Source organism: Mesorhizobium sp. WSM4833, from assembly GCF_055811095.1.
On sequence record NZ_JBVVQG010000005.1, the window covers coordinates 236,691 to 261,335 of the forward strand.

The window sequence follows — 24,645 nt, forward strand, 5'->3', positions numbered from 1 at the left end:
TTGCCCGAAGCAATCGGCAGAAATAACCCCTCGGGGAGGAAACCATGGGAAACATCACGCTCAAGAACGTCTCGAAATCCTTCGGAGCGACGTCCATCATCCCCGGTCTCGACCTGGTGATCGAGAATGGCGAGTTCGTCGTCTTTGTCGGCCCGTCGGGTTGCGGCAAGTCAACGCTGCTGCGCCTGATCGCCGGGCTCGAGGACACCAGCGGCGGCTCCATCAACATCGACGGCCGCGACGTCACCGGCGAGGCACCGGCCAAGCGCAAGCTCGCCATGGTGTTCCAGTCTTACGCCCTCTATCCGCACATGACGGTGGCCAAGAACATCGGCTTCCCGCTGAAGATGGCCGGTGAGGACAAGGCGACCATCGACAAGAAGGTGGGAGACGCGGCGCGCGTGCTCAACCTGACCAACTACCTCGAACGCCGGCCCGGCCAGCTTTCCGGCGGCCAGCGCCAGCGCGTCGCGATCGGCCGCGCCATCGTGCGTCAGCCGACCGCCTTCCTGTTCGACGAACCGCTGTCCAACCTCGATGCGGCACTGCGCGGCACCATGCGGCTGGAGATCAGCGAGCTGCACCATCAGCTCAAGACCACCATGATCTACGTTACCCACGATCAGGTTGAAGCGATGACCATGGCCGACAAGATCGTCGTGCTGAACGCCGGCAACATCGAGCAGGTCGGCTCGCCGATGGAGCTCTACAAGACGCCGAAGAACCTGTTCGTCGCCAGCTTTATCGGCTCGCCGAAGATGAACCTGATCGAGGGCGCGCCGGCTGCCAAAAACGGCGCCAAGACCATCGGCATCCGTCCCGAACACCTGGAGATCTCGACCACGGCGGGCGAATGGAAGGCGGTCGTCGGCGTCGCCGAGCATCTCGGCTCCGACACCTTCCTGCACGTCCAGGCCGACGGCGTCGGTCCGCTGACCGTGCGCGCCGACGGCGAACTCGGCGTCCATCACGGCGACACCATTTACCTGACACCAGACAAGGCCAAGCTGCATCGCTTTGGCGCCGACGGAAAGGCAATCTGAACATGCGACTGGCCGGCAAATCCGCGCTGATCACGGGTTCGGCCCGCGGCATCGGCAGAGCCTTCGCCGAAGCCTATGCCGGCGAAGGCGCAACCGTCGCCATCGCCGACATCAATCTCGAGGCGGCGCAGAAGACGGCCGCAGAGATTGGCGGCAAGGCCTATGCGGTCAAGCTCGACGTCACCGACCTCGCCTCGATCGAGGCGGCGGTGAAAGCCGTCGAGACGAAGACCGGTGGCCTCGATATCCTGATCAACAACGCCGCCCTGTTCGACCTGGCGCCGATCGTCGAAATCACCAGGGCAAGCTACGACAAGTTGTTTTCCGTCAATGTCGCCGGCACGCTGTTCATGCTGCAGGCAGCCGCCCGCTCGATGATCGCGCGAGGCAAGGGCGGCAGGATCATCAACATGGCGAGCCAGGCCGGACGCCGCGGCGAGGCGCTGGTCGGCGTCTATTGCGCCACCAAGGCCGCCGTCATCTCGCTGACCCAGTCGGCGGGGCTCGACCTGATCAAGCACCGCATCAACGTCAACGCGATTGCCCCTGGCGTCGTCGACGGCGAGCACTGGGATCACGTCGATTCGCTGTTCGCCAAATATGAGAACCGGCCGAGGGGCGAGAAGAAGAAACTGGTCGGCGAGGCGGTGCCGTATGGCCGCATGGGCACGGCACAGGACCTCACCGGCATGGCTGTGTTTCTCGCCAGCAGCGACGCCGAATACATCGTCGCCCAGACCTACAATGTCGATGGCGGCCAGTGGATGAGTTGAGGGCGGGGGACGGCCTCTGCTCCTCGTCCCTCCGCGGGGAGCAGAGGCCGACTTCAGCGGGCGCGTAGCAAGTGCCACCCCTTATCCTCTCCCCGACGGGGAGAGGAGCGTAACGAAGGCCGAAACCCGGCCAAAGGGTAAAACAGATGACCGTGAAACTCTCGTCCTCTAACCTCTCCAAGCTGCCCGCCAACGTCGCAGGTCCTAAGTATGACCGCGCGACGCTGAAGGCCGGCATCGTGCATTTCGGCGTCGGCAATTTCCACCGCTCGCATCAGGCCGTCTATCTCGACGATCTGTTCAATGCGGGCATCGGCCATGACTGGGCGCTGATCGGTGCCGGCGTGTTCGACGGTGAAAAGATCGGCCGCGCCAAGCTGGAAGAGCAGGACTGGCTGACCACGGTGGTCGAGCAGGACTCTGGCCATATGAATGCCCGTGTGACCGGCGCGATGATCGACTTCCTGATGCCCGGCGATGCGGCCGCTATCATCGAACGGCTTACCGACCCGGCGATCAAGATCGTTTCGCTGACCATCACCGAAGGCGGCTACTTCATCGACCCGGCTTCCGGCGTGTTCAACCCGACCCATCCCGACATCGTTGCCGATGCGCAGCCCGGCGCCACGCCGAAGACGGTGTTCGGCATCATTCTTGCCGGGCTGGTGCGCCGCCGCGATGAAGGCACCGTGCCGTTCACCGTGATGTCGTGCGACAACATTCCCCACAATGGCCATGTCACCTCCGACGGCGTCATCGGCCTGGCCCGTTTGATCGACCAGGATCTGGCGAACTGGGTCAGCGAGCATGTCGCTTTTCCGAACGGCATGGTCGATCGCATCACGCCGGCCACCACCGACCGCGAGCGCGGCATCCTGGCCAAGGATTTCGGCCTCGAGGACAACTGGCCGGTGTTCTGCGAGCCGTTCCGGCAGTGGGTGCTGGAGGACCATTTCACCGATGGCCGGCCGCCGCTGGAAAAGGTCGGCGTGCAGTTCGTCAAAGACGTTGCGCCTTATGAACTGATGAAAATCCGCATCCTCAATGGCGGCCATGCAGCGATCGCCTATCCGGCCGGCCTGATGGACATCCATTTCGTGCATGAGGCGATGCAGGAGCCGCTGGTGAGCGGTTTTCTGGCCAAGCTCGAACGGGACGAAATCATCCCGACGGTGCCGCCGGTGCCGGACACGGTTCTGGAAGACTATTACCAGCTCATCGAGAGCCGCTTCTCCAACCCGAAGATCGGCGACACGGTGCGCCGGCTCTGCCTCGACGGCTCCAACCGCCAGCCGAAGTTCATCATCCCGACCATCGCCGACCGGCTGAAGGCTGGGAAAAGCGTCGCCGGCCTGGCCCTGGAATCGGCATTGTGGTGCCGCTACTGCTTCGGCACGACGGACAGCGGCGCCGTCATCGAGCCCAACGACCCGAGTTGGGACCGGCTACAGGCGACGGCAAAGGCAGCAAAGGACGCTCCCGCCGCCTGGCTCGCCATGGAGGACATCTATGGCGATGTCGGCCGCGCAACGGCGTTTGTCGAGGCCTTTGCCCATGCGCTCAACGTGCTGTGGGCGAATGGCGCGCGCGCCACGCTGACGCGCTACCTCGCCGGCAAGCTCTGAGAGCCATTCTCGGCCATGACGCCTGAACTGGTCATTTTCGACTGCGATGGCGTGCTGGTCGACAGCGAGGCGCTCTCCGTCTCGGCGCTGCTCGGCATGGTCAGGCTTGCCGGCGGCAGCGTCAGTGAGGATGCCGCCTACGAGCATTTCCTCGGCAAGAGCATGAAAAGCGTGCGCGAGATCCTCGGCCGCGACTTCGGGCTCGATATCACCGACCTGCACCTGACCGAGATGCGCGTCGAATTGATGCGCAAATTCCGCGAGGAGCTGAAGCCGATCGCCGGTGTCAAGAAGATGCTGCCGAAGCTTGGGCTGCCGTTCTGTGTCGCGTCCTCGGGCACGCTCGACCGCATCCGCTACGCGCTCGACGTCACCGGATTGCTTGGGCTGATGGAACCGCACCTGTTCAGTGCCACCATGGTGGCCAAGGGAAAGCCCGCGCCGGACCTGTTCCTGCATGCCGCCGCCAGCATGCGGGCCCATCCACGCAAATGCCTCGTCATCGAGGACAGCCCGGCCGGCATCATTGCCGCGCGGGCGGCGGGGATGCGCGTGTTTGCCTTCACCGGCGGCTCGCATGCCGGCAACCCGACCTTGAAAGCGCGGCTTGCGTCGAGTGAACCGGACTTTATATTCGCTGACATGCTGCAATTGCCCGATCTGATTGCAGGCCTGGGAGCGAGAGACAGAGCATCTTGACGAAACAGTTCGTTTGCGCGGTCGATGTCGGCACCGGGAGCGCTCGCGCGGGCATTCTCGACACCAACGGCACCTTGCTCGGCCGCGCCGAGCGGCCGATCGCCATGAACCAGCCGAAGCCCGATCACGCCGAACATGATTCGCGCGATATCTGGTCGGCCGTCTGCGCCGCCGTGTGCGCTGCCCGCGAAAAGGCCGGCATAGCTGCCGAGGAGGTCGTCGGCATCTCCTTCGATGCCACCTGTTCGCTGGTGGTGCGTGACCGGCAAGGCGGCCAGCTCAGCGTCTCGACCACGGGCGACAAGCGCTGGGACACCATCGTCTGGCTCGACCACCGCGCCATCGCGGAGGCCGACGAATGCACGGCAAGCGGCCATGCCGTGCTGAATTACGTCGGTGGCGTCATGTCGCCGGAAATGGCGACACCGAAGCTGATGTGGCTGAAGCGCAATTTGCCGGAGACCTGGAATGAAGCCGGCTATTTATTCGATCTCACCGATTTCCTGACCTGGCAAGCGACAGGTTCGCTGGCCCGCTCGCAATGCACGCTGACCGCCAAATGGACCTATCTGGCGCATGAAGAGGCCGGCTGGCGGCGCGACTTCTTTGCGCTCGTCGGCCTCGGCGATCTTTTCGAGCACGGCAATTTGCCGGAAAAGGCCAGCCCGGTCGGCGCTTATATTGGCCAACTGACCGCCCAGGCAGCGGCCGAGCTTGGGCTGAGCGAGAAATGCCGGGTCGGCGCCGGCGTCATCGATGCCTATGCCGGTGCGCTTGGCGTGCTCGGCGGCTTTGCCGGCGACCAACAGGACATCGGCCGGCATTTGGCGCTGATCGCCGGCACGTCGAGCTGCGTCATGGCGATGTCACCGGATCCGCAGCCCTTCGCCGGCGTCTGGGGTCCCTATTACGGCGCGGCGCTGCCCAGGCTGTGGCTGTCGGAAGGCGGCCAGTCGGCGACCGGCGCCCTGCTCGACCACATCATCCGCTGGCACGGCGCCGGCGGCGAGCCGGATGCCGCCATGCATGCGAAGATCGCCAGGCGTGTCGCCGAGCTGCGCGCCACCGAGGGCGACAACCTTGCCGCGCGGCTGCATGTGCTGCCCGATTTTCATGGTAACCGCTCACCGCTCGCCGATCCGCATGCCGTCGGCGTCGTCAGCGGACTGACGCTGGACTCCTCCTTCGACAGCCTGTGCAAGCTCTACTGGCGCACCGCCGTCGGCATCGCGCTCGGCGTGCGCCACGTGCTGGAGGCGCTGAACGAGAACGGCTATCTGATCGATACGCTGCATGTCACCGGCGGCCACACCAAGAACCCGCTGTTGATGGAGCTCTATGCCGACGCCACCGGCTGCACGGTGATCGAGCCGCTGGCCGACGAGGCGGTGCTGCTCGGCACCGGCATGATCGCCGCCACCGCGGCCGGGCTGTTTCCCGACCTCAACGCGGCCTGTCTTGCCATGCAGCAAGGCGGCAGGAAGCGCGCGTCGAACCCGAAATCATCAGGGCGTTTCGACCGCGACTACAAGGTTTTCCTCGAGATGCACCGCCAGCGGCGGATGCTGGACGCGATCCGCTAGAGCATCGGGGCCGGTCCCTGGCTCAATCCGTTCCCGTCCCTCCTCTCTTGCCTTCATGTCGCGTTTCGTCCAGAAGCTGACGCAAACGCCGCGAAACCGAAGGTTTTGCCGTTTGACATGCGGCTTCCGGCTCTGGCCGACGCGCCGTAGCTGGAAAGAGCGGAACAATGTCTGCGATCGAAGCCGGCGCTCGCGCGCCGGAAAATCTTTGGCGTCAGGAAATCAGGGCGACGCTGGCGCTCGCCTGGCCGATGGTGCTGACCAATCTCGGTCAGACCGCGATGACGGCCACCGACGTCATGATGATGGGCCGGCTGGGGCCGGATACGCTGGCCAGTGGCGCGCTTGGCGCCAACCTCTATTTCATGCCGCTGATCTTCGGCCTCGGCCTGATGCTGGCGACATCGCCGATGATCGCCACCGAGCTTGGCCGCCGCCGCTATTCGGTGCGCGACCTGCGCCGCACCGTGCGCCAGGGCCTGTGGCTGGCGATCCTGATCTCGATCCCGATCTGGCTCGTGCTTTGGCACGGCGAAGGCATTCTGCTGGCCATGGGCCAGGAACCGGCGCTGGCGCATCAGGCCGGCATCTATCTACGCTGGCTCGAATGGGCGGTGCTGCCCTTCTACGGCTATATCGTGCTGCGCTCGTTCATCTCGGCGCTGGAGCGGCCGGGCTGGGCGCTGGTCATCGTCTTTGTTGCCGTCGCCTGCAACGCCTTCTTCAACTGGGTGTTCATGTTCGGCAATCTCGGCGTGCCGTCGATGGGCATTGCCGGGTCGGGCCTTGCCACCTCGCTGTCCTCAACGCTGATGTTCATCGGCCTGGCTGCCGTGGTGATGCTGGAGAAGAAGTTCCGCCGTTATCGTCTGTTCGGACGGTTCTGGCGATCGGACTGGCCACGCTTCAAGGGCCTGTTGCGGCTCGGCCTGCCGATTGCCGGCATTCTCGCCTTCGAGGTGACTATCTTCAATGCGGCCGCCCTGCTGATGGGCCTGATCGACGCGGATTCGCTGGCCGCGCACGCGATCGCCATCCAGATCGCCTCGATCTCCTTCATGGTGCCGCTTGGCCTCAACCAGGCGGTGACGGTGCGCGTCGGCCTTGCGCATGGCGCCGGCAATCCGCAAGGCGTGTCGCGCGCCGGCTGGACCGCCTTCGTCATCGGCGTCTCGTTCATGGCGCTGATGGGGCTGGTGATGATCCTGTGGCCGCATCCGCTGATCAGCGCCTTCATCGATCTGAGCAATCCGGCCAATGCCAGGGTGATCGAACTTGCCGTGTCGTTCCTGGTCTTCGCGGCGCTGTTCCAGGTCTTCGACGGCGCCCAGGCGGTGGCCGCCGGCATGCTGCGCGGCCTGCACGACACAAAGGTGCCGATGATCTATGCCGCGATCGGCTATTGGGGCGTCGGCCTGCCGCTCGGCGTGCTGCTCGCCTTCCATTTCGGCCTGCATGGCGTCGGCATCTGGATCGGCCTGTCGACGGGGCTGGCCGTGGTGGCCGCGCTGCTGCTGGCGCGCTGGCTGCGGCGCGACCGACTGGCGCCGCCGCTCGCGTTCGGGCATTGAACAGGACGGTTGGGCTCGGCGGCTGTTGTCCTGTGGACGTTGGCTCATTGAACGACGTCTTCAGAACTCCCTCGAAATCCGGCGCCGCGCTGGAGGCGGTCAGAATGTCGGCGGCGTGTTGACCCAGAGGATGCGGACCGTGGTCGAACCGATATTGCGGTAGCCGTGGCCGAGTTCGGAGTTGAAATAGAACGCGTCGCCTGCCTCGAGCGCCACCACGTTCGCCTCGACCAGCAATTCGACGGAACCTTCGAGCACGTAGCCGAACTCTTGTCCCTTGTGGCTGATCAACTCGGGGCTGCCGCCGCCGGCCTCGATCACATGAACGTTGATCTGCAGCAGATATTCCGGACCGGACGGCACCAATTGCTCGAGCACGACATGGTTGCCCGAACGCCGATGTCCCGTCTCCATGTGCGGACGCTCGTTTTGCCGCAAAACGAACACTTCCGAGGCATTGTGCTGCAGCGTGCCGAACATCGCGTTCATGTTGATGCCCAGTGCCTGCACCAGCCGGTGCAGAGCCGCCATGGACGGCGTAGCGCGGTCGTTTTCGATTTTCGAGAGATAACCCTCTGTCAGCCCGATGCGGGCGCCGAGCTCTTCCAGGCTGAGGCCAAGCACCTGTCTGGCATGGCGCAGCTTGACGCCGATCCTCGGGGTTCCGTTTCTGTCGCGCATGTCAGGTCCGCGTCTTCATCCAGTCCGCCAGCTTCGCCAGCAGGAAATCGACTTCCACCTCGGTGTTGTAATGGGCCAGCCCGATGCGGACGACACCGTTGCGGTCCGCAAGCCCCAGCCGCTTGATTGGCTCCAAACCGTAATTGTGACCGTGCCAGAGATAGATGCCTTCCTCTGCCATCGCCTTGGCGATGTCCGCGGGATCGGTTCCGTCAACGGTGATCGACACGGTAGGCACACGGCGCGCCAGCGCCGCCACATCGGATATGCCCTGGATCAAGACGCCATCAATTCTGGACAATCCGGCAATCAGCCGTGCTGTCAGGACACGCTCATAACGGTCGGCGACTTCAATGCCGGCGACGATGCGCTCCCGCCGCGTCGCCTGCGGGTGGACGTTGCCGAAGGACTGTCCGAGCCAGGCATAGTGCTCGACGGCGCCAAGCACCCCGGCAAGCGCCTCGCGGCTTGTCGTTCCCGTCTCGAATTTTCCAGGTGGCGTATTGGAAGCCGCGCGCACCTTATAGGCGGTCAGCGCCTGCAGCAGATCGAAACGGCCCCACAACACCCCGTGATGCGGTCCAAAAAATTTGTAGGCCGAGCAAACCAGGAAATCACAGCCGATCTCCTGGACGTCGATCACCCCATGCGGCGCGAACTGCACCGCGTCGATATAGCTCAGCGCCCCGATCGCGCGGGCGCGCTGCGCGATCCGCTTCACGTCGTTGATCGTGCCGGTAACGTTGCTGGCATATCCGACGGCGACCAGCTTGACGTCCTCGTCGATAGTCGCCTCCAGCGTCGACAGGTCGAGTTCGAACGTTTTTGGATCGAGGTCGATCCAGCGTACTTCAAGCCCCCGATCCTCCGCCAGCATCAGCCAGGGTGCGACGTTGGCGTCATGATCCATGCGCGTCAGCACGATGGCGTCGCCGGCGTTCAGATCGCGGCCGATGGCGCGCGAGACGGCGAAAGTCAGAGTCGTCATGTTCTGGCCGAACACCACCTCACGCCGGTCGGCGGCATTGAAGAAATCGGCCATCGCCTGATGCGCGTCGTCGACCATCGCCTGGGCCGCGAGTGAGGTTTCGAAATAGCCACCAAGATTGGCGTTGGTTTCGATCATGACACGCGTCATACGCTCGATCGAACGGCTCGCCATCTGGGTTCCCGCGGGATTGTCGAAGAAAATCCGCTTCTTCGGCTCGGCACCTCTCGCCATCGCCGGAAAAGCATCGCGGACTGTATCTATATCCATGTCTGAATTCCGTGTCTGATGATCGTTGTGCGGCGGCCCCTCGACCGCCGCCAGCAGCGGCTTCACGCGTTCAGCCGGCCGCTTCATGGATGGCGACAGCGCGAGCCGGGAAGCCAGATCCGGCCTTTGGCTTTGGCCAGCTTGCCATTATCAACGCGCCGGCTTCGGGCACCTTGTCGAGATTGGCCAAGAGCTCGATCTGCCAGCAGTCGCGCGACAGCACATAGTATTCCAGGCTTGCGTCACCTGCGGAAGTGGCACGGCCGGGATCAGTGTCCATGCCCTCGTGCCCGATCGCAGCAACACCGCGGCGTTCCAAAAGTTCCTCCAGCACCGGCTTCGACCAACCCGGCGCATGGGAGATACCGTCGGCCGACTTGTTCCGAAATGCCACGGGGTCCGGCCAGCGCGGCCACCAGCCGGTGCGAAGTGCGACAAAACACTTTTCCGGGATACGGCCGTTCCGCGTCTCCCAGGCCGAAATGTCGTCGAGCGTCGGCGTCGCGTCGGGATCGGCGGCGACCCTGTCGCTGATGTCGAGGATGACCAGCGGCAGAAGCATCTCCGCCACCGGCAGTTGGTCGATCGAGCGGCCGCCGTCGATGAAGTGCACCGGCGGATCGACATGGGTGCCCCACTGTCCGACGAAGGCGTAGTGGTGGACCTGGAAGGCATCGCCTTTCGAAAAATCGAGCAACGCACTGCGCTCCTCGTCCGGGAAGGCCGGGAAATGCGGCTGACCCGGATGAAACGCATGCGTCAGGTCGGTGAAGGTCGCGGCGGAGAGCCGCGACCTGTAGATGTCCCAAAGGGAGCCCGGAGTGGACAAGATCACGGCTCCGCGACGAAGGTCGGTGCCGCTTCACTTGCCAGGACAAGCTTGCCGTCCTTGACACCAATGACCGAGACCGACTTGTCCGGCACCGAAATACCCGGGCGGTAGGTGATCGTGCCGGTCACGCCGTCGAGCCCGGACGTAGCGGCCAGCGCGTCACGGATCTTGGCCGGATCCGGCGCACCGGCACGCTTGATCGCGTCGGCCATCAGCTTGACCGAGTCGTAGCCGAGCGCAGCGAACGCGTTCTCCGGGGCATTGCCGACCGACTTGGTGTAGGCGTCGATAAAGGCCTGCACCTTCGGGGTGGCGCCCTCACCGATATAGGCGTGGGTGGTGAAGTAGGTGTCCTTGGCCGCGTCGCCGCCGACCTGGATCAGCAAGGGCGTGTCGTAGCCGTCGCCGCCGACCACCGGCAGGTTGATGCCGGCCTGGCGCATCTGCTTCAAGATCAGGCCGATTTCCTCGGCATTCGACGAGGCATAGACGAAGTCTGGCTGCGGCGACAGCGCCTTCAGTTTGGCGATCTGCGCGGTAAAGGTCTTGTCGCCGATCTTGTAGGTGTCGCGCTCCAAAATCTTGCCCCCGCCATGCTCGTAGGCGGTGACGAAGTAGTCCGACAGCAGCGTTGTGTATTCAGTGCCGATGTCGGTCAGCAGGTAGGCGGTTTTGCCTTTCAGCTTGTTCAGCGCAAATTCCGCGCCAACCGCAGCCTGAACGTTGTCGCCGAAGGCGGCGAGGAAGATCTCGTTGCCGAGCTGGCTAGGCAATTTCGGCGAGGTCGCGCCTGGCGTTATGAACGGTATCTGCGCCGTCTGGACCTGCGGTCCGATGGCCAGCACCGAGTCGGAATCGGCGAAGCCGATGATGCCGACGACCTTGTCGCTGTCGATCAACTGGCTGGCGACGGTCGAGATCGTCGTCGAATCGCTCTTGGAATCGTAGATCACCAGTTCTATCTGCTGGCCGAGCACGCCGCCGGCGGCGTTGATTTCGCTCGCTGCCAGCTTGGCGCCATTCAGCATCGGACCGTCGAGCGAGGCCTGGATGCCGGTCAGGTTTGCCGGATAGCCGATCTTGATGGTGTCGGCAGCAAGTGCCGTGCTGGCCGAGGCAAGCGCGAAGAATGCGCCCAGTCCCAGGCCGATGGTACCGCGTCGAGTGAGTTTGATCATCGTTTTCGTTCCTCTGTCTGGTTCACCGTTGCCGATCTTTGGGTTGATCCGAACGTAAGTTCCCGGTCCCCCATGATCCCCTTCGGCCGGAAGATCATGACTAGAATGAAGATGAAGCCGAGCACGATCTGGCTGGCGCCAAACAGGGCCGGCACCGCGAAATCGCCGATCGTGAAGCCGCGTTCGACCGAGCGCAGGACCTCCGACAACAGCGAAACGCAGATGACGCCGACCACCGCGCCGGTCAGGGAGCCCATGCCGCCCAGCACCAGCATTGTGATCAGACTCATCGTCAGCGCGAAGTAGAACGTGTTCGGCGAAAACGAGCCGAGATAATGCGCATAGAGCGACCCGCCGACGCCCGAGAAGAACGCGCCGATGACGAAGGCGATCAGTCTGGTCCGCAACACGCCGATTCCGACAGCGCTGGCCGCGATCGTGTCGTCGCGCACCGCCTTCATGGCGCGCCCGAAAGGCGAATAAACCAGGCGTGCCAGAACGAACACCGTGATGGCGAGCCAACCCATCACCCAGGGCAACGTCGTCTCCAGCGGCACGCCGGTAAACGTGCGGGCGCCTCGGGTGAAATCCGACGCATTGATCAGCACCACGTTGACGATAATCAAGAATCCCATCGTCGCCACCGAAACGAAATAGCCCGACAGGCGCATCAAGGGATAACCGACGACCACGGCAAGTAGTGCCGTCAGAAGACCTGCCACCAGCGTCGCCGGCAGGAAGGGGAGGCTGAAAGCATGCAGAAACCCCGGCAGATGCGGCAGCAGTGCCATCTTCTGCTGCACCGGGATCGACAGGATCCCCGAAATATACGCGCCGGCGCCGATGAAGCCGACATGACCGAGCGAAAACACGCCCGTAAAACCGTTGCTCAGCGACAGCGCCAGCACCAGGATTGCATTCAGCGCGATCAGCAGGATAATCCGCACGAAATAGTCGCTCAGCACGTGCGGCGCACCGAATGCGACAGCTGCTCCCGCCACCACGGCGACGAGGAGTGTGATCCGCGCTTCCCGGCTCATAGCTTTATCTCCCGGTTTGGCTGGAGCAGCCCGCCCGGGCGCACCAGGAGAAAGGCGATCAGCACGGCGAAGACGATTGCGTCGCGATAAGACGAGACGCTGCCCGGCAGGAATGCGACGATGAAGATCTCCAGCGCGCCCAATATGTAGCCGCCGACCAGGGCGCCCGCGATCGACCCGAAGCCGCCGATGATTGCCGCCACGAAAGCCTTCAGGAGCGGCGTGAAGCCCATCTGCGGCTGCACCACGCCGGCCTGCGCCGCCCACAAAATGCCGGCGAGGCCGGCATAGGCGGATGCGACGATGAAGGCGACGATGATCAACCGGTTGACGTTCAGACCGACAAGGTGTGCCGCCGACATGTCCTCGGCTGCGGCGCGCATGCCGAGCCCAGTCGTGGTGCGCGTGATAAACCAGCCGAGGAGCAGCAGCGACACGAAGGTCAGCGCGATGGTCAGGAGATTGATGCTGGTGAAGGTGATGGCGCCGTTCGACATTTCCCAGGAGGTGTTGAGAATATCGGGGAGTGGAAAATTGCGCGGCGAGGAGGTGAACACCAGGATGCCGACATTCTCGATGATGTAGGTGACGGCGAGGCTGGTCAGCAGTCGCGCAACGTCGGGCGCGTCGCGGATCGGGCGGTAGGCGATGCGTTCGATGAGGAAGCCGGCGGCGGCGGCCGCGGCGATGCCGCAGATCACGGCGACCGGGAACGGAACGCCGATGCCGACCAGCAAGGCAACCCCGAAGGCACCTACCATCATGACGTCGCCATGCGCGAAATTGGTGAGCTTGAGGACGCCGAAGACGATCGACAGGCCGACCGCCACCAGTGCGTAGAGGCTGCCGAGGCTCACCGCATTGACGATCTGCTGCAGGATATAGTCCAGCTGGGTCATGTTGCCGCCCCGAGATATGCCTGCGCCACGCGTTCGCTGTCGCGCAGTTCCGCGGACCGGCCAGACAGCGCCACCTGGCCGGTGCGCAGCACATAGGCACGGTCGGCGAGGTCCAGCGCGAGCGTGATGTTCTGTTCCACCAGCAGCATCGTCATGCCCTGGCGCTTCAGTTCGGCAAGCGCGCTGAAGATGTGGCGGACCAGCAGCGGCGCAACGCCGAGCGAAGGCTCGTCGAGCAGCAGCAGGCGCGGCGCCGCCATCAGCGCGCGCGCCAAAGCAAGCTGCTGCTGTTCGCCGCCCGACAGCGTGCCGGCCAGCTGCTTCAGCCGCTGCTTGAGAATCGGGAACAGCATGAACATGCGCTCGCTGTCTCTGACGACGGCCTCCTTGTCGGTGCGGGTGCAGGCGCCGAGCCGCAGATTGTCAGCCACCGTCAGGCCGCCGAACAGGCGCCTGCCCTCCGGGCTCTGCGCGATGCCCAGACTTACGATGCGCGACGGAGCGACACCTCCAATCGGCTTGCCATCGAAGATGATCCTGCCGCCGCGCGGCCGCGACAGGCCGGAAATGGTGCGCAAGGTCGTGCTCTTGCCGGCGCCGTTGGCGCCCACCAACGCCACCACCTCGCCGGCATGGACGTCGAGCGAAATGCCCTTCAGCGCACGCACCGCGCCGAAATTGACCTCGAGGTTCTCGACACTGAGCAGAACGGGGCTAGGCGTGGCCAAGATACGCCTCCCGCACTTTCGGGTGTTCGCGTACCTGCTCCGGTGTTCCGACGCAGATCACCTCGCCAGTCGCCAGCACCTGGATGCGTTCGCACAGCGCCATGATCAGGTCCATGTCGTGCTCGACAACGACCACCGTTACGCCATAGCGGTCACGGACCGTCCGGATCAGCGCTGCCAACACCTTGGTCTCGTTGGAATCAAGACCGGCAGCGGGCTCATCGAGCAACAGCAGTTGCGGGCCGGTCGCCAACGCACGCGCAATCTCCAGCCGCCGCTGATCGCCGTAGGGAAGTTCCGCGGCGACCCTGCCGGCCTGATCTGTCAGGCCCATGAGGTCGAGGAGTTCGTCGGCCTTCTGCCGGGTCGCGGCCACCCGCTCGCGATAACGCCGACCGCGCAGCACGGTATCGGCGGCGCCGACAGGATGGCGCAACTGCGCCGCCGTCAGCACGTTCTGCGCGACGCTGAGGCTGCCGAACAGGCGAGAGCCCTGGAAGGTGCGGGCGATGCCCATCGCGACGATCTGCGATGTGCGCAGGCCGACGATCGACCGGCCCTCCATCTCGATGCTACCGGAATTCGGCTGGGAGAAGCCGGTGATCAGGTTGAAAAGCGTGCTCTTGCCCGAGCCATTCGGCCCGATTACCCCAATGATTTCACGTTCGTGGAGCTCGATGGAATGATCCCGCAGGGCAACTAGCCCTCGAAAGGCTTTTGTCAGCCCGACCGTCCTCAACAGCACTCGACTCGACTGTCTATCCACCCGCCGGTTTGCCCCTGTCCCTCGCCGCCCCGTTCGGCCCGGTCAAGCTTCAAATGGACAATTCGAACGGCAAGATGTCAAGTCCTATTCCCAACAGGAAAGCTATATGCCTGCCTCGGCTCGACCGTTGCCGCGACAGCACCGGAATCGATGCAGGGCCTGCAGTCCAGCGCGCCAGCGCTCGCTTCTCGAGCCTGCGCGCATAGTGCGTGGGCGCAAGGCACGAGACGAAGACGATCGGCGCCACCGGCCCGTAGACCTTGGGCGTCCTCGGACCGCTTGTGCTAGCTTGTTATCTGTTCGGCGACAGCTTCTTCGAGGCCGGCTGCGGCCTGGGCGGCGAGAGCGCGCGCCGCCGCCTTCGAATCGTAGAATTCCTCGAGCGCATGAACCCTGCCCCACCGCAGCGTGAACACGTGGAGACCACGGTTGACGTAGGACGTATCGCCGTTGAGCAGGGTAGCGGTGCCATCCCACTGGGCAAACACGGTGGTATGCCACGGCCAGCCCTTCACCCACACGTGGTTGACCGTGAGATGGAGAGTGGGCAGGACACGGCCGAGGCGCTCGAACCACCGGCGCAGGGCTTGCTTGTCGTGACGCTCGCCACCAAGCGCGTGTGCGCCACCAACCCGGTGATGGACATGCGGCGCGATGGCCTTCACCGCCGCATCCCAGCGATGGTTGTTGACGTCGTCGAAGCTCTGCCGGATCGATTTCTCGACAAAATAGCTGTAAAGCATGTGACCTCTCTCCAAACTTATCGGTGGCGCGCCGTTCCGACGCGAGACCCCGGCCAGCATCGCTCGGCCGCGGCCTGCGCGTCAGGTCAGGGCATTGTCGCGTCGGCTCGCAGGGATGTGTCCGTCTCGGTCGAGACCGTCACTTCCTCACCGGACCTTGAGAACGCGTAGAGCGAGCCCGGGTGGCCAGGTATGGAAAACGCCACGGAGTCACTGTTGGCGAGGCCCATGACAACCCGCAGCGGATCACCCCCGGTCTTCGGTGCGAAAGTGGCGGTGACCTCAAGCAGGTCGCCGCGCGGAACGTAGTAGGCCACCATGTCCAGGTGTCCCTGGTGCAGGCTACCGCCTTCGATCGGGCGCCCGATGGTGGCTTCCTCGGCAAGAGCCGGGGTTGCAAGAAACAGCGCCGCCAGCAGCGAGGCGCCCAAGGTTTTGCGGATCATCTCATTTGTCCTTTTTTAGATTGCGTTCACCCTCTATATAGGGTATAGATTACGAATGCAATCTAAAAAAGGAGATGACGATGCGTGTAAGTCGCACTCAGGCCGCGGAAAACCGTGAGACCGTGATCAATGTGGCAAGCCGGCTTTTTCGGGAGCGCGGGTTCGACGGCATCGGCCTCAAGGATCTGATGAAAGGGGCCGGGCTGACCCAGGGCGCCTTTTACAAGCAATTCGAGTCGAAGGACGATCTGGCGGCGCTGGCGTCCAGGCGGGCGATGGAAAGCGCCACCCACAAATGGTCGGCCGCGACCGCGGCAAATCCCGGGAACCCGCTCGACGGGGTGATCTCATTCTACCTCAGCATGGATCATCGCGGAGAAAAGATGGACGGCTGCCCGGTCGTTGCGCTGGGCTCGGATGCGGCCAGGCAAGGTGCCGAGGTGAAGGCATCATTCGAAGCCGGCATCAAGGCGTACCTTGAGATGCTCGGCGGTTGGGTTGGCGAGGGCGACAGCGAAAAGACCGGCAACAAGGCAATGGCCGTTCTCTCGACGATGGTCGGCGCGGTCGTGCTCTCGCGCGTCGTCAACGACCCCGACCTTGCGCAGGCTTTTCTGGATGCGGCGGCCGATCAGGTTCGCGAAGCAGTCGCTACTTGAACGGCGCGAGCAGCGCCGCCAGCACAGCAAGGATAGGAGAGCAGATGGAACGGATTGTCGTCACGGGCATGGGTGCGGTCACGCCCCTTGCCGCCAATGTCGAAGCGTCCTGGTCACGCCTGCTTGCTGGCCGGTCTGGCGTTCGCAGGCTTCCTGACGATGTGGTGGGAGAGCTGCCGGCTAAGATTGGCGGCGTGGTTCCCTCCCTGGGCGAAGACCCCGAGGCTGGTTTCGATGCCGATGCCGTCCTGTCCGCGAAGGATCAGCGCAAGGTAGACCGGTTCATTCTCTTCGCGCTGGCGGCGGCGGAAGAGGCGCTTGCGCAGGCGCAATGGAAGCCTGCCTTGGAGACGGATCGCCTGCGCACGGCCACGATCATCGCTTCAGGTGTCGGCGGGTTCCCGGCCATCACCGAGGCGGTGCGCACGGTGGACCTGCGTGGCGCCCGCCGCCTGTCTCCCTTTACGGTGCCGTCCTTCCTGGTGAACCTCGCGGCGGGCCACATCTCGATCCGTCATGGCTTCAAAGGTCCACTCGGCGCACCGGTGACGGCGTGCGCGGCGGGCATCCAGGCGATCGGCGACGCCGCCCGCCTGATCCGCGCCAACGAAGCCGACATCGCCGTGTGCGGCGGAACGGAAGCGTGCATCAATATCGTCAGTCTCGGCGGTTTCGCCGCCGCTCGTTCTCTTTCAACCGGCTTCAATTGGGCGCCGGCCCAAGCCTCGCGCCCTTTCGACACATCGCGGGACGGCTTCGTCATGGGCGAAGGGGCCGGCGTGCTGGTCATCGAGGCGTTGAGCCACGCGTTGGCGCGCGGCGCAAAACCGATTGCTGAGCTCGTCGGCTACGGCACGACGGCGGATGCCCATCACGTCACCTCCGGGCCAGAGGACGGCGACGGCGCGCGCCGGGCCATGCAGATCGCGATTGCCCAGGCAGGGATTTCGCCACGCGACGTTCGTCATCTCAATGCGCATGCGACCTCCACGTCAGTCGGCGACCTGGGTGAGATCGAAGCGATCAAGAGCGTGTTCGGGCGCGATTTCGCGATAGCTGTCAGTGCCACGAAATCGGCGACCGGACACCTGCTCGGAGCGGCCGGCGGGCTTGGTGCGATCTTCGCAATCCTGGCGCTCAGGGATCAGGTCGCCCCGCCCACCCTCAACCTTGGCGAGGCCGATCCGGCCGGCGACGGAATCGACTTCGTCGCCAACGCGCCCCGGCCCATGGAGATGGAGTACGCGATCTCCAATGGCTTCGGCTTTGGCGGCGTGAATGCCAGCGCCCTGTTCAGACGCTGGAACTAACCGGTGGCCAGACGCAGTCATGACCGACGCCCTTTGCCCCGGCCTCTCATGCTTTTCCCAATCCGGTCCAACGCAAAGAAGGATATGATTTCCATGAACAAGACCAATCCCGGCGTCGCCCTTGTCACAGGGGCATCCTCCGGCATCGGGCGCGCTACCGCCGACGCCTTGCTCGGCGCCGGCTTTCGCGTCTTCGGAACCAGCCGTCGCACGGCCTCACAGCAATCCGCCGGCGTGACCATGCTGACCTGCGACGTGACCGACGACGCGTCCGTCGCGACAATGGTCGATGACGTTCTGGCCGCGGCCGGACGCATCGACGTGCTTGTCAACAATGCCGGCATGGGCCTGTTTGGCGGCGCGGAGGAGTCCTCGACCGCCCAGGCCAAGGCGCTGTTCGACGTGAACGTCTTCGGCGTCTTGCGCGTGACCAACGCGGTGCTGCCGGCAATGCGGCGCCAAGGGAAGGGCAGAATCGTAAATTTGAGCTCGGTACAGGGGTTCATCCCCGCTCCCTATTTCGCGCTTTACTCGTCGACCAAACACGCCATCGAAGGGTATTCCGAGTCGCTCGATCACGAATTGCGCCCCTTCGGCATTCGCGTTTCGCTGGTGGAGCCCGCCTATACCCGCACATCATTCGAGGACAATCTTGCCGCCCCCGACCGGTCGCTCGAAATCTACGACTCCGCGCGCGCCGGGATGACTATGTCAGTGCGGAAATCGATGGAAAAAGGCGATGCGCCCGAGGTGGTCGCCAAGACCATTCTGGCAGCAGCGACCGATCCCGCGCCGAAGAAACGCTATGCGGCGGGAAAAATGGCGCGCCAGGTCAGTTTCCTGCGCCGTTTCGTCCCCGCATCCGCATTCGACAAGAGCCTGCGCAAGCAGCTTGGGTTGCCGGTCTGAAATCGGGCGCTGCCTTGGCGCGTCAGCGAGCAGCCGCCTGTTTCTCGAGCCTGCGGGCGTATTGCGTCAGCGGAAAGCACATGACGAAGAAGATCAGCGCCACCAGCCCGTATACCTTGAACGGTTCGAAGGTCGCATTGTTGATGGCGTTGGAGGTCCGCACCAGCTCCTCGAAGCCGATGATCGAGGTCAGCGCCGTCGATTTGATGAGCTGCACCAGGAAGCCGACGGTGGGTGCGCGGGTGATCGAAAACGCCTGCGGCAGGATGATCAGCCTCAGCTCCTGCAGATAGTGCAGGCCGAGGCTGGCGCCGGCGTCCCATTGGCCGAGGGGCAGCGCCGCGACGCCGGAGCGCCAGATTTCGGCAAGATAGGCGCTGGCGAAGAAGGTGAGGCCGAGCGCCGCCGCGGTCCACGGCTCGATGCGCAGGCCCAGCATCGGCAGGCCGAAGAACATCAGGAACAGCTGCATCAAGAGCGGCGTCCCCTGGAACAGGGCGATGTAGCCGGAGGCGACACGCCGGCTCCATTTGTTCTCAGCGATCCTGAAGAACAGCACGATCATGCCGACGATGCCGCCGCCGATAAAGGCGGCCAGCGATAGCAGCACCGTCCAGCGGGCGGCGAGCAGTAGGTTGCGGACGATGTCCCAGAAGGTGAACTCGATCATGACACACCGGCTCCGAGCGCGCGGCGCCCGCCTGACACCAGCAGCCGGCGCAAGGCCATCGACAGAGCGAGATAGACCAGCGTCACGACGAAATAGGTCTCGAAGGAGCGGAAGGTGCGTGCCTGCAGCATGTCGGCCTCGTAGGTCAGCTCACGCACGGCGATCTGCGACACGACGGCGGACTCCAGCATCATGATGACGATCTGGCTGGTGAGCGCGGGGTAGATGATCTTGAGCGCCTGCGGCAGCACGATCTTGACGAACACCTGGCGTGGCCGCAGCCCAAGGGCCAGCGCTGCTTCCGTCTGCCCGCCGGGCACGGCGTCAAGCCCGGCGCCGACGATCTCGATGGTGTAGGCCGCCATGTTGAGCGTCATCGCCAGCATGGCGGCCAGGAGCGGGTCGAGCCGGACGCCCAGGCTGGGCAGCCCGAAGAAGATGAAGAACAACTGCACCAGGAACGGCGTGTTGCGCATCACCTCGACATAGCAGGCGATTGCCCGCTTGAGCAGCACCGGGCCGTTTCGCCGCCCCGCGGCACCCAGGATGCTGAGCAGCGTTCCGGCCAGCGTGGTCACGGCGATCAGCAGGATCGTCGTGGCCGCGCCATGCGCGATGTCGCCCAGGGCACCCGGGAGCCAGCCAAAGGCCACGGAAACTCAATCCTTGAGATTGTCGGGATTGAGCGGCGTCTTCAGCCAGGCTTTCGAGCTTTCGTCCAGCTTGCCGTCGGCCAGCATCTTGGCGAACGCATCGTTGACGGCCTTCTTCAGGCCGTCTTCGTTCTTGTTGAGGCCGATATGCGAAGGCGAGGTCAGAAGCTGGAACTTCTGCTCCGGCTTCAGTGCGTCCTGCTTGGCCAGCACCTGCGCGCCGACGTCGTTGCCGACGACCATCAGCTGCGTCTGGCCGGAGATGAAGGCCTGGATCACCGAATTGTAGTTGTCGAAGCGCTTTATGTCGGCCGATGCCGGTGCTGCCTCGGTGAGCGAGGTGTCTTCCAGCGTGCCGCGATTGACGGCGATCGACTTGTCGGCGAGGTCTTCCTTGCCTTTGACGGCAAGCGCTGCCGGACCGATCACGGCGATGTAGTAGGGCGCGTAGGCAGCGGCGAAGTCGATGACCTGCTCGCGTTCCTTCGAATAGCCGACGCTCATCAGCAGGTCGACGCGATGATCGTTCAGATACGGGATGCGGTTCTGGCCGGTGACGGCGATGGGATTGAGCTTCACCTTGAGCGTATCGGCGATGTATTGCGCGACATCCATGTCATAGCCCTTGAGGCTCATATCGGCGCTGGCCGAGGAGAAGGGCGGAAAGTCGGCGAAGACGCCGACATTGATGGTGCCGGCCTTGGTGATGTCCGCCAGCGCATCGGCGCTAGCGGCCTGAACTGCGAGGCCGAAACCGGCCGTGCCGAGCATCAGCACGGCGGCGATGGAGGCAAATGTCTTACGGATTGTCATTGTCATTCCCCTGTCTGGAAGCTTTGTTTGTTCGGGTCGGCCGCCGGCTCCAGCGCGGCGGCTGCCTTTGCTTTTCTAGACGTCAGGCGCCCTTGCCTGTTATCGCCGGGCTGAACACCATCAGGCTCAGTATCTCGAACAGCACCTGTGCGGCGGCATGCGCGGTGTTGGTGGTGGCGTCATATTGCGGCGCCACCTCGACGACGTCGCCGCCGACGATGTTAAGACCTTTGAGGCCGCGCAGCAGTTCAAGCACTTCGCGCGTCGTCAGACCGCCGACTTCCGGCGTGCCGGTGCCGGGCGCGAAGGCCGGGTCGACGCTGTCGATGTCGAAGGAGACATAGGTCGGGCCGTCGCCGACGATCTTGCGCGCCTTCTCGATGATCGCCGGAATGCCGAGGCCGGTCACCTCCTCGGCATGCACCACGGTCATGCCGGACTCGTAGGTGAACTCCCACAGATATTCGGCCGAGCCGCGAATGCCGATCTGGATCGTGCGCGTCGGGTCCAGCACGCCGTCAAGCACCGCGTTGCGGAACGGGCCGCCATGGTGGAACTTGGTCATGTCGAACAGGCCACTGGTGTCGCAGTGGGCGTCGATATGGATCAACCCCACCGGGGCCTTCTTGCCGACGGCCTTCAGGATCGGATGGCTGATCGAATGGTCGCCGCCGATCGACAGCGGAATGACCCCGGCATCGACGATCTGGTTGGTGCGGCGCTCGATATCCTCATGGCTGGTCTCAAGCCGGTAGCGGCTGCGGAACGGCGTGTCACCAATGTCGGCGACCCTGAGCTCATGCGTCGGCGCGCATTCCAGCACGTGATTGTAGGGCCCGATGCGCTCGATGGCGCGCAACGCCCTTGGCCCGAAGCGCGAGCCTGGGCGGTTGGTGACGCCGAGATCCATCGGCACGCCGATCATCGCCACCTGCAAATCGCCGAAATCCGGATTGTCGGCCGATATTTCGCGGTAGGGCGCGGCAAGAAAGGTCGGGATGCCTGAATAGGGCGCCAGCCGCGTGCCGCTCTTGGAGAAGATCTTGTCGGCGACCTTGCGGAATTTCGGGTCGAACATCTCGCCGCCATGGCTTTCACCATATTTGCGACGCAACGCATCGAGCTTGCCGCGATCGTATCCCATGTCCGCTCCTCCTGGGCTGATGCAGTGCCGGCGCGGGTGACGCCTGCGAACCGACCGTCATCCGGCCGGGCCGCTGTCCCGCTGGCTGCCTGCAGATTTCATGTCTTGATGCTGTTCTGAACTCAAGTGTCTGGCAGTGGCATTGAAAAATCAATTGATATTGTTAGGGTGTTTTCTGTGAGAAAATCTCACAACAAAGTGGTACCATGACCAAGCGCCTGCCACCGCTCAATCCGCTGCGCGCCTTCGAGGCAACGGCTCGCCACGGTTCACTGACCAAGGCGGCCACTGAGCTGAACGTCACGCATGGCGCCGTCAGCCACCAGATCAAGGCGCTCGAGCAGTCGCTCGGTGTCAAGCTGTTCGAGCGGGTCGGCCAGCGGGTCAAGCTGACACCGCATGGCGCGGAGCTTCTGCCGGCGGTGTCGACCGCGTTCGACGGCATCGCCGCCGCCACCCAGCGCATGACAAGGCCGGCGAGCAGCGGCACACTTTCGGTCTCCTGCGTGCCGGCGCTACTGTTGCTGTGGATGACACCGCGGCTCGGCAGTTTCATGGCGCAATATCCCGACATAAGGCTGACGCTTATTCCTTCCAACGATCCGAAGGATTTGCGGGCGCCCAATATCGATGTCTGCGTGCATTATGGCGACGGCAGCTGGACCGATTGCTGGATGCGCAAATGGTCGGGCCTCGAACTGTTTCCCGTGGTCAGCCCGACCTTGATCAACAACCGGCCGATCCGCAGCGTCAGGGATCTCGCCGATCATGTCTTCCTGCATGGCGATGACGGCCGCGAATGGCACACCTGGCTGGCTGCCGCCGATGCGCTGGACCTGGAGCGGGGCCGCCGCCATCACCTCGGCGATGCGCGTATGGCGACCGAGGCAGCGGTGCACGGCCATGGCGTGGCGCTGGGCGACTCGGTGACGGCAAGCGCGCTGCTGGCCAGGGGCATGCTGGTCGCGCCGTTCAGCCTGTCGGTGCCGGCGGTCGACGATTTCTATGTCGTCTGCCGCAACGAGATGCGGGCGACGCCGATCGTGCAGGTGTTCATCGACTGGCTGTTCGCCGAGAAAGCGGGGGACGACGGGCGCGCCGACGCCCCGGTGGCCGGCCGCATCGTCAGCCGCCGCAAGCGTCCGGCGCTCAGGGTGATGGGCGGCAAATCCGCAAGCTGATGCCGAGCTGCGCGCCGCCGCATGCAGGCAGCTCTTTTTGTCGGGCCAGCCTGAAAGCGGGCAGCGTTGCGGCCGATTCGATGCTATGAGGCCTGTCGCGATTGTGGATGGCAGGCAGCGAAGGCGGTGTTGAAACATGGCTAAGACCGATATTGCGCGGCGCGTCTACAACCACACCTGGAAGCTCGACCCGATCGTGCGCAGCCTGCTCGACACGGATTTCTACAAGCTTTTGATGCTGCAGATGATCTGGGGCATGTATCCCAAGGTCGACGCAACCTTCTCGCTGATCAACCGCACGACGTCGGTGCGGCTTGCCGACGAGATCGACGAGGGCGAATTGCGCGAACAACTCGACCATGCCCGCACGCTGCGCTTCTCCAAGAAGGAGATGATCTGGCTCGGCGGTAACAATTTCTACGGCCGCAAGCAGATCTTCGAGCCGGAGTTCCTCGCCTGGCTGGAAGGCTTCCGGCTGCCCGAATACGAACTGTCAAAGCGCGACGGCCAGTATGAGCTGACCTTCAGCGGGGCGTGGATGTACACCACGCTGTGGGAAATCCCGGCGCTCGCCATCATCAATGAACTCCGATCTCGCGCGGCGATGCGGGCGTTCGGGCCTTTCGCGCTCGACGTGCTCTATGCCCGCGCCAAATCCAAGATGTGGGCCAAGACCGAGCGGCTGAAGGCGCTGCCCGGCATCCGCATCTCGGACTTCGGCACGCGCCGGCGCCATTCCTTCCTATGGCAGCGCTGGTGTGTCGAGGCGTTGAAGGAAGGCATCGGCGAGGCGTTCACCGGCACCTCCAACGTGCTTTTGGCCATGGACAACGACCTCGAAGCGCTCGGCACCAACGCACATGAGCTGCCCATGGTGTTTGCCGCGCTTGCCGACTCGGAAAAAGAGCTGAGACAGTCGCCCTACAAGGTGCTGCAGGACTGGCAGCGCTACTATGGCGGCAATCTCTTGATCGTGCTGCCCGACGCCTTCGGCACAGCCTCATTCCTGCGCGATGCGCCGGACTGGGTGGCCGACTGGACGGGCTTTCGCCCCGACAGCGCGCCGCCGATCGAAGGCGGCGAAAAAATCCTGTCCTGGTGGCGCGACAAGGGCAAGGACCCCAAGCAGAAACTGCTGATCTTCTCCGACGGGCTCGAGGTCGAAACCATCGAGGAGACCTATCGCCACTTCAAGGGCAAGGTGCGCATGTCCTTCGGCTGGGGCACCAATCTGACCAATGATTTCGAAGGCTGCGCGCCGACGGAAACCAACAGCCTCGACGCCATATCGCTGGTTTGCAAGGTCACCGAGGCCAATGGCAGGCCAGCGGTCAAGCTGTCGGACAATCCGGCCAAGGCGACCGGCGATGTGAAAGAGATCGAGCGGTATCTCAGGATTTTTGGCGAGAAGGACCGCGTGGAGCAATTGGTCAAGGTGTGA

25 protein-coding genes are annotated in these 24,645 nt (G+C 63.9%); 11 read left to right on the forward strand and 14 right to left on the reverse strand.

The window, feature by feature from the left end; all coding sequences use genetic code 11:
• Nucleotides 1-44 precede the first annotated feature (44 nt).
• From AC0L2D_RS11890 to AC0L2D_RS11915, 6 genes are all read left to right on the forward strand, one after another.
• The gene (locus tag AC0L2D_RS11890; RefSeq protein WP_013528416.1) at nucleotides 45-1,043 is read left to right on the forward strand and encodes an ABC transporter ATP-binding protein; all 999 of its coding nucleotides are present in this window, start codon (nucleotides 45-47) and stop codon (nucleotides 1,041-1,043) included.
• A gap of 2 nt (nucleotides 1,044-1,045) precedes the next feature.
• On the forward strand, nucleotides 1,046-1,816 hold the full coding sequence (locus tag AC0L2D_RS11895; RefSeq protein WP_013528417.1) for an L-iditol 2-dehydrogenase: 771 nt from the start codon (nucleotides 1,046-1,048) through the stop codon (nucleotides 1,814-1,816).
• Between the two features lie 146 nt (nucleotides 1,817-1,962).
• Nucleotides 1,963-3,441: a mannitol dehydrogenase family protein gene (locus AC0L2D_RS11900; protein WP_473541110.1), complete on the forward strand. Its 1,479-nt coding sequence runs from the start codon at nucleotides 1,963-1,965 to the stop codon at nucleotides 3,439-3,441.
• Nucleotides 3,442-3,456: 15 nt separating this feature from the next.
• Nucleotides 3,457-4,140 carry an HAD family hydrolase gene (locus AC0L2D_RS11905; protein ID WP_024502046.1) on the forward strand — a complete coding sequence of 228 codons (684 nt, stop codon included), beginning with the start codon at nucleotides 3,457-3,459 and terminating at the stop codon, nucleotides 4,138-4,140.
• A complete protein-coding gene (locus tag AC0L2D_RS11910) occupies nucleotides 4,137-5,723 on the forward strand; it encodes an FGGY-family carbohydrate kinase (protein ID WP_473541111.1) in 1,587 nt (528 codons plus the stop codon). Before AC0L2D_RS11905 ends, AC0L2D_RS11910 begins: the two co-directional genes overlap by 4 nt.
• Nucleotides 5,724-5,890: 167 nt before the next feature.
• Complete coding sequence (locus AC0L2D_RS11915; protein WP_473541112.1) at nucleotides 5,891-7,294, forward strand: MATE family efflux transporter; 1,404 nt, start codon at nucleotides 5,891-5,893, stop codon at nucleotides 7,292-7,294.
• Nucleotides 7,295-7,393: 99 nt separating this feature from the next.
• Here AC0L2D_RS11915 and AC0L2D_RS11920 read toward each other — a convergent pair whose 3' ends face one another.
• The 10 genes from AC0L2D_RS11920 to AC0L2D_RS11965 form a co-directional block, all read right to left on the reverse strand.
• Nucleotides 7,394-7,975 (reverse strand): cupin domain-containing protein, encoded by a 582-nt coding sequence (locus tag AC0L2D_RS11920; RefSeq protein WP_013528422.1) that lies wholly within the window; start codon nucleotides 7,973-7,975, stop codon nucleotides 7,394-7,396.
• Between the two features lies 1 nt (nucleotide 7,976).
• Complete coding sequence (locus tag AC0L2D_RS11925) at nucleotides 7,977-9,233, reverse strand: cysteine desulfurase-like protein (RefSeq protein ID WP_473541113.1); 1,257 nt, start codon at nucleotides 9,231-9,233, stop codon at nucleotides 7,977-7,979.
• 70 nt (nucleotides 9,234-9,303) lie between these two features.
• Nucleotides 9,304-10,062, reverse strand: a complete 759-nt coding sequence (locus AC0L2D_RS11930) for a cyclase family protein (RefSeq protein ID WP_013528424.1) — start codon at nucleotides 10,060-10,062, stop codon at nucleotides 9,304-9,306.
• Nucleotides 10,063-10,064: 2 nt separating this feature from the next.
• Nucleotides 10,065-11,243: an ABC transporter substrate-binding protein gene (locus AC0L2D_RS11935; RefSeq protein ID WP_473541114.1), complete on the reverse strand. Its 1,179-nt coding sequence runs from the start codon at nucleotides 11,241-11,243 to the stop codon at nucleotides 10,065-10,067.
• A complete protein-coding gene (locus tag AC0L2D_RS11940) occupies nucleotides 11,240-12,283 on the reverse strand; it encodes a branched-chain amino acid ABC transporter permease (RefSeq protein ID WP_473541115.1) in 1,044 nt (347 codons plus the stop codon). The genes AC0L2D_RS11935 and AC0L2D_RS11940 overlap by 4 nt, the downstream gene beginning before the upstream one ends.
• Entirely contained in the window at nucleotides 12,280-13,182 is a 903-nt protein-coding gene (locus AC0L2D_RS11945) for a branched-chain amino acid ABC transporter permease (protein WP_027161081.1), read from the reverse strand. Before AC0L2D_RS11945 ends, AC0L2D_RS11940 begins: the two co-directional genes overlap by 4 nt.
• Entirely contained in the window at nucleotides 13,179-13,910 is a 732-nt protein-coding gene (locus tag AC0L2D_RS11950) for an ABC transporter ATP-binding protein (protein ID WP_473541116.1), read from the reverse strand. The genes AC0L2D_RS11945 and AC0L2D_RS11950 overlap by 4 nt, the downstream gene beginning before the upstream one ends.
• Complete coding sequence (locus tag AC0L2D_RS11955; RefSeq protein ID WP_473541237.1) at nucleotides 13,897-14,655, reverse strand: ABC transporter ATP-binding protein; 759 nt, start codon at nucleotides 14,653-14,655, stop codon at nucleotides 13,897-13,899. The genes AC0L2D_RS11950 and AC0L2D_RS11955 overlap by 14 nt, the downstream gene beginning before the upstream one ends.
• Nucleotides 14,656-14,960: 305 nt before the next feature.
• Nucleotides 14,961-15,419, reverse strand: coding sequence for a nuclear transport factor 2 family protein (locus AC0L2D_RS11960; RefSeq protein ID WP_473541117.1), 459 nt, complete (start codon nucleotides 15,417-15,419; stop codon nucleotides 14,961-14,963).
• Between the two features lie 86 nt (nucleotides 15,420-15,505).
• Nucleotides 15,506-15,865, reverse strand: coding sequence for a hypothetical protein (locus tag AC0L2D_RS11965; RefSeq protein WP_473541118.1), 360 nt, complete (start codon nucleotides 15,863-15,865; stop codon nucleotides 15,506-15,508).
• Between the two features lie 80 nt (nucleotides 15,866-15,945).
• On the opposite strand from AC0L2D_RS11965, the gene AC0L2D_RS11970 reads away from it, so the two are divergent.
• From AC0L2D_RS11970 to AC0L2D_RS11980, 3 genes are all read left to right on the forward strand, one after another.
• Nucleotides 15,946-16,524, forward strand: coding sequence for a TetR/AcrR family transcriptional regulator (locus AC0L2D_RS11970; RefSeq protein ID WP_027161084.1), 579 nt, complete (start codon nucleotides 15,946-15,948; stop codon nucleotides 16,522-16,524).
• 44 nt (nucleotides 16,525-16,568) lie between these two features.
• Nucleotides 16,569-17,834, forward strand: a complete 1,266-nt coding sequence (gene fabF / locus AC0L2D_RS11975; protein WP_473541120.1) for a beta-ketoacyl-ACP synthase II — start codon at nucleotides 16,569-16,571, stop codon at nucleotides 17,832-17,834.
• 93 nt (nucleotides 17,835-17,927) lie between these two features.
• Nucleotides 17,928-18,743: an oxidoreductase gene (locus AC0L2D_RS11980; RefSeq protein WP_013528434.1), complete on the forward strand. Its 816-nt coding sequence runs from the start codon at nucleotides 17,928-17,930 to the stop codon at nucleotides 18,741-18,743.
• Nucleotides 18,744-18,765: 22 nt separating this feature from the next.
• Here AC0L2D_RS11980 and AC0L2D_RS11985 read toward each other — a convergent pair whose 3' ends face one another.
• The 4 genes from AC0L2D_RS11985 to speB all read right to left on the reverse strand — a co-directional run bounded on the left by AC0L2D_RS11985 (nucleotide 18,766) and on the right by speB (nucleotide 22,023).
• On the reverse strand, nucleotides 18,766-19,413 hold the full coding sequence (locus tag AC0L2D_RS11985; protein ID WP_024502056.1) for an amino acid ABC transporter permease: 648 nt from the start codon (nucleotides 19,411-19,413) through the stop codon (nucleotides 18,766-18,768).
• Complete coding sequence (locus AC0L2D_RS11990) at nucleotides 19,410-20,066, reverse strand: amino acid ABC transporter permease (RefSeq protein WP_024502057.1); 657 nt, start codon at nucleotides 20,064-20,066, stop codon at nucleotides 19,410-19,412. The genes AC0L2D_RS11985 and AC0L2D_RS11990 overlap by 4 nt, the downstream gene beginning before the upstream one ends.
• A 6-nt stretch (nucleotides 20,067-20,072) precedes the next feature.
• Nucleotides 20,073-20,879, reverse strand: a complete 807-nt coding sequence (locus tag AC0L2D_RS11995; protein WP_473541121.1) for a transporter substrate-binding domain-containing protein — start codon at nucleotides 20,877-20,879, stop codon at nucleotides 20,073-20,075.
• A gap of 82 nt (nucleotides 20,880-20,961) precedes the next feature.
• Nucleotides 20,962-22,023, reverse strand: a complete 1,062-nt coding sequence (speB, locus tag AC0L2D_RS12000) for an agmatinase (protein ID WP_024502058.1) — start codon at nucleotides 22,021-22,023, stop codon at nucleotides 20,962-20,964.
• A 206-nt stretch (nucleotides 22,024-22,229) separates the two neighbouring features.
• Between speB and gcvA the strand changes: the two genes are divergently transcribed.
• Nucleotides 22,230-23,204 carry a transcriptional regulator GcvA gene (gcvA, locus tag AC0L2D_RS12005; protein WP_473541122.1) on the forward strand — a complete coding sequence of 325 codons (975 nt, stop codon included), beginning with the start codon at nucleotides 22,230-22,232 and terminating at the stop codon, nucleotides 23,202-23,204.
• Nucleotides 23,205-23,340: 136 nt separating this feature from the next.
• A complete protein-coding gene (gene pncB / locus AC0L2D_RS12010; RefSeq protein WP_027161087.1) occupies nucleotides 23,341-24,645 on the forward strand; it encodes a nicotinate phosphoribosyltransferase in 1,305 nt (434 codons plus the stop codon).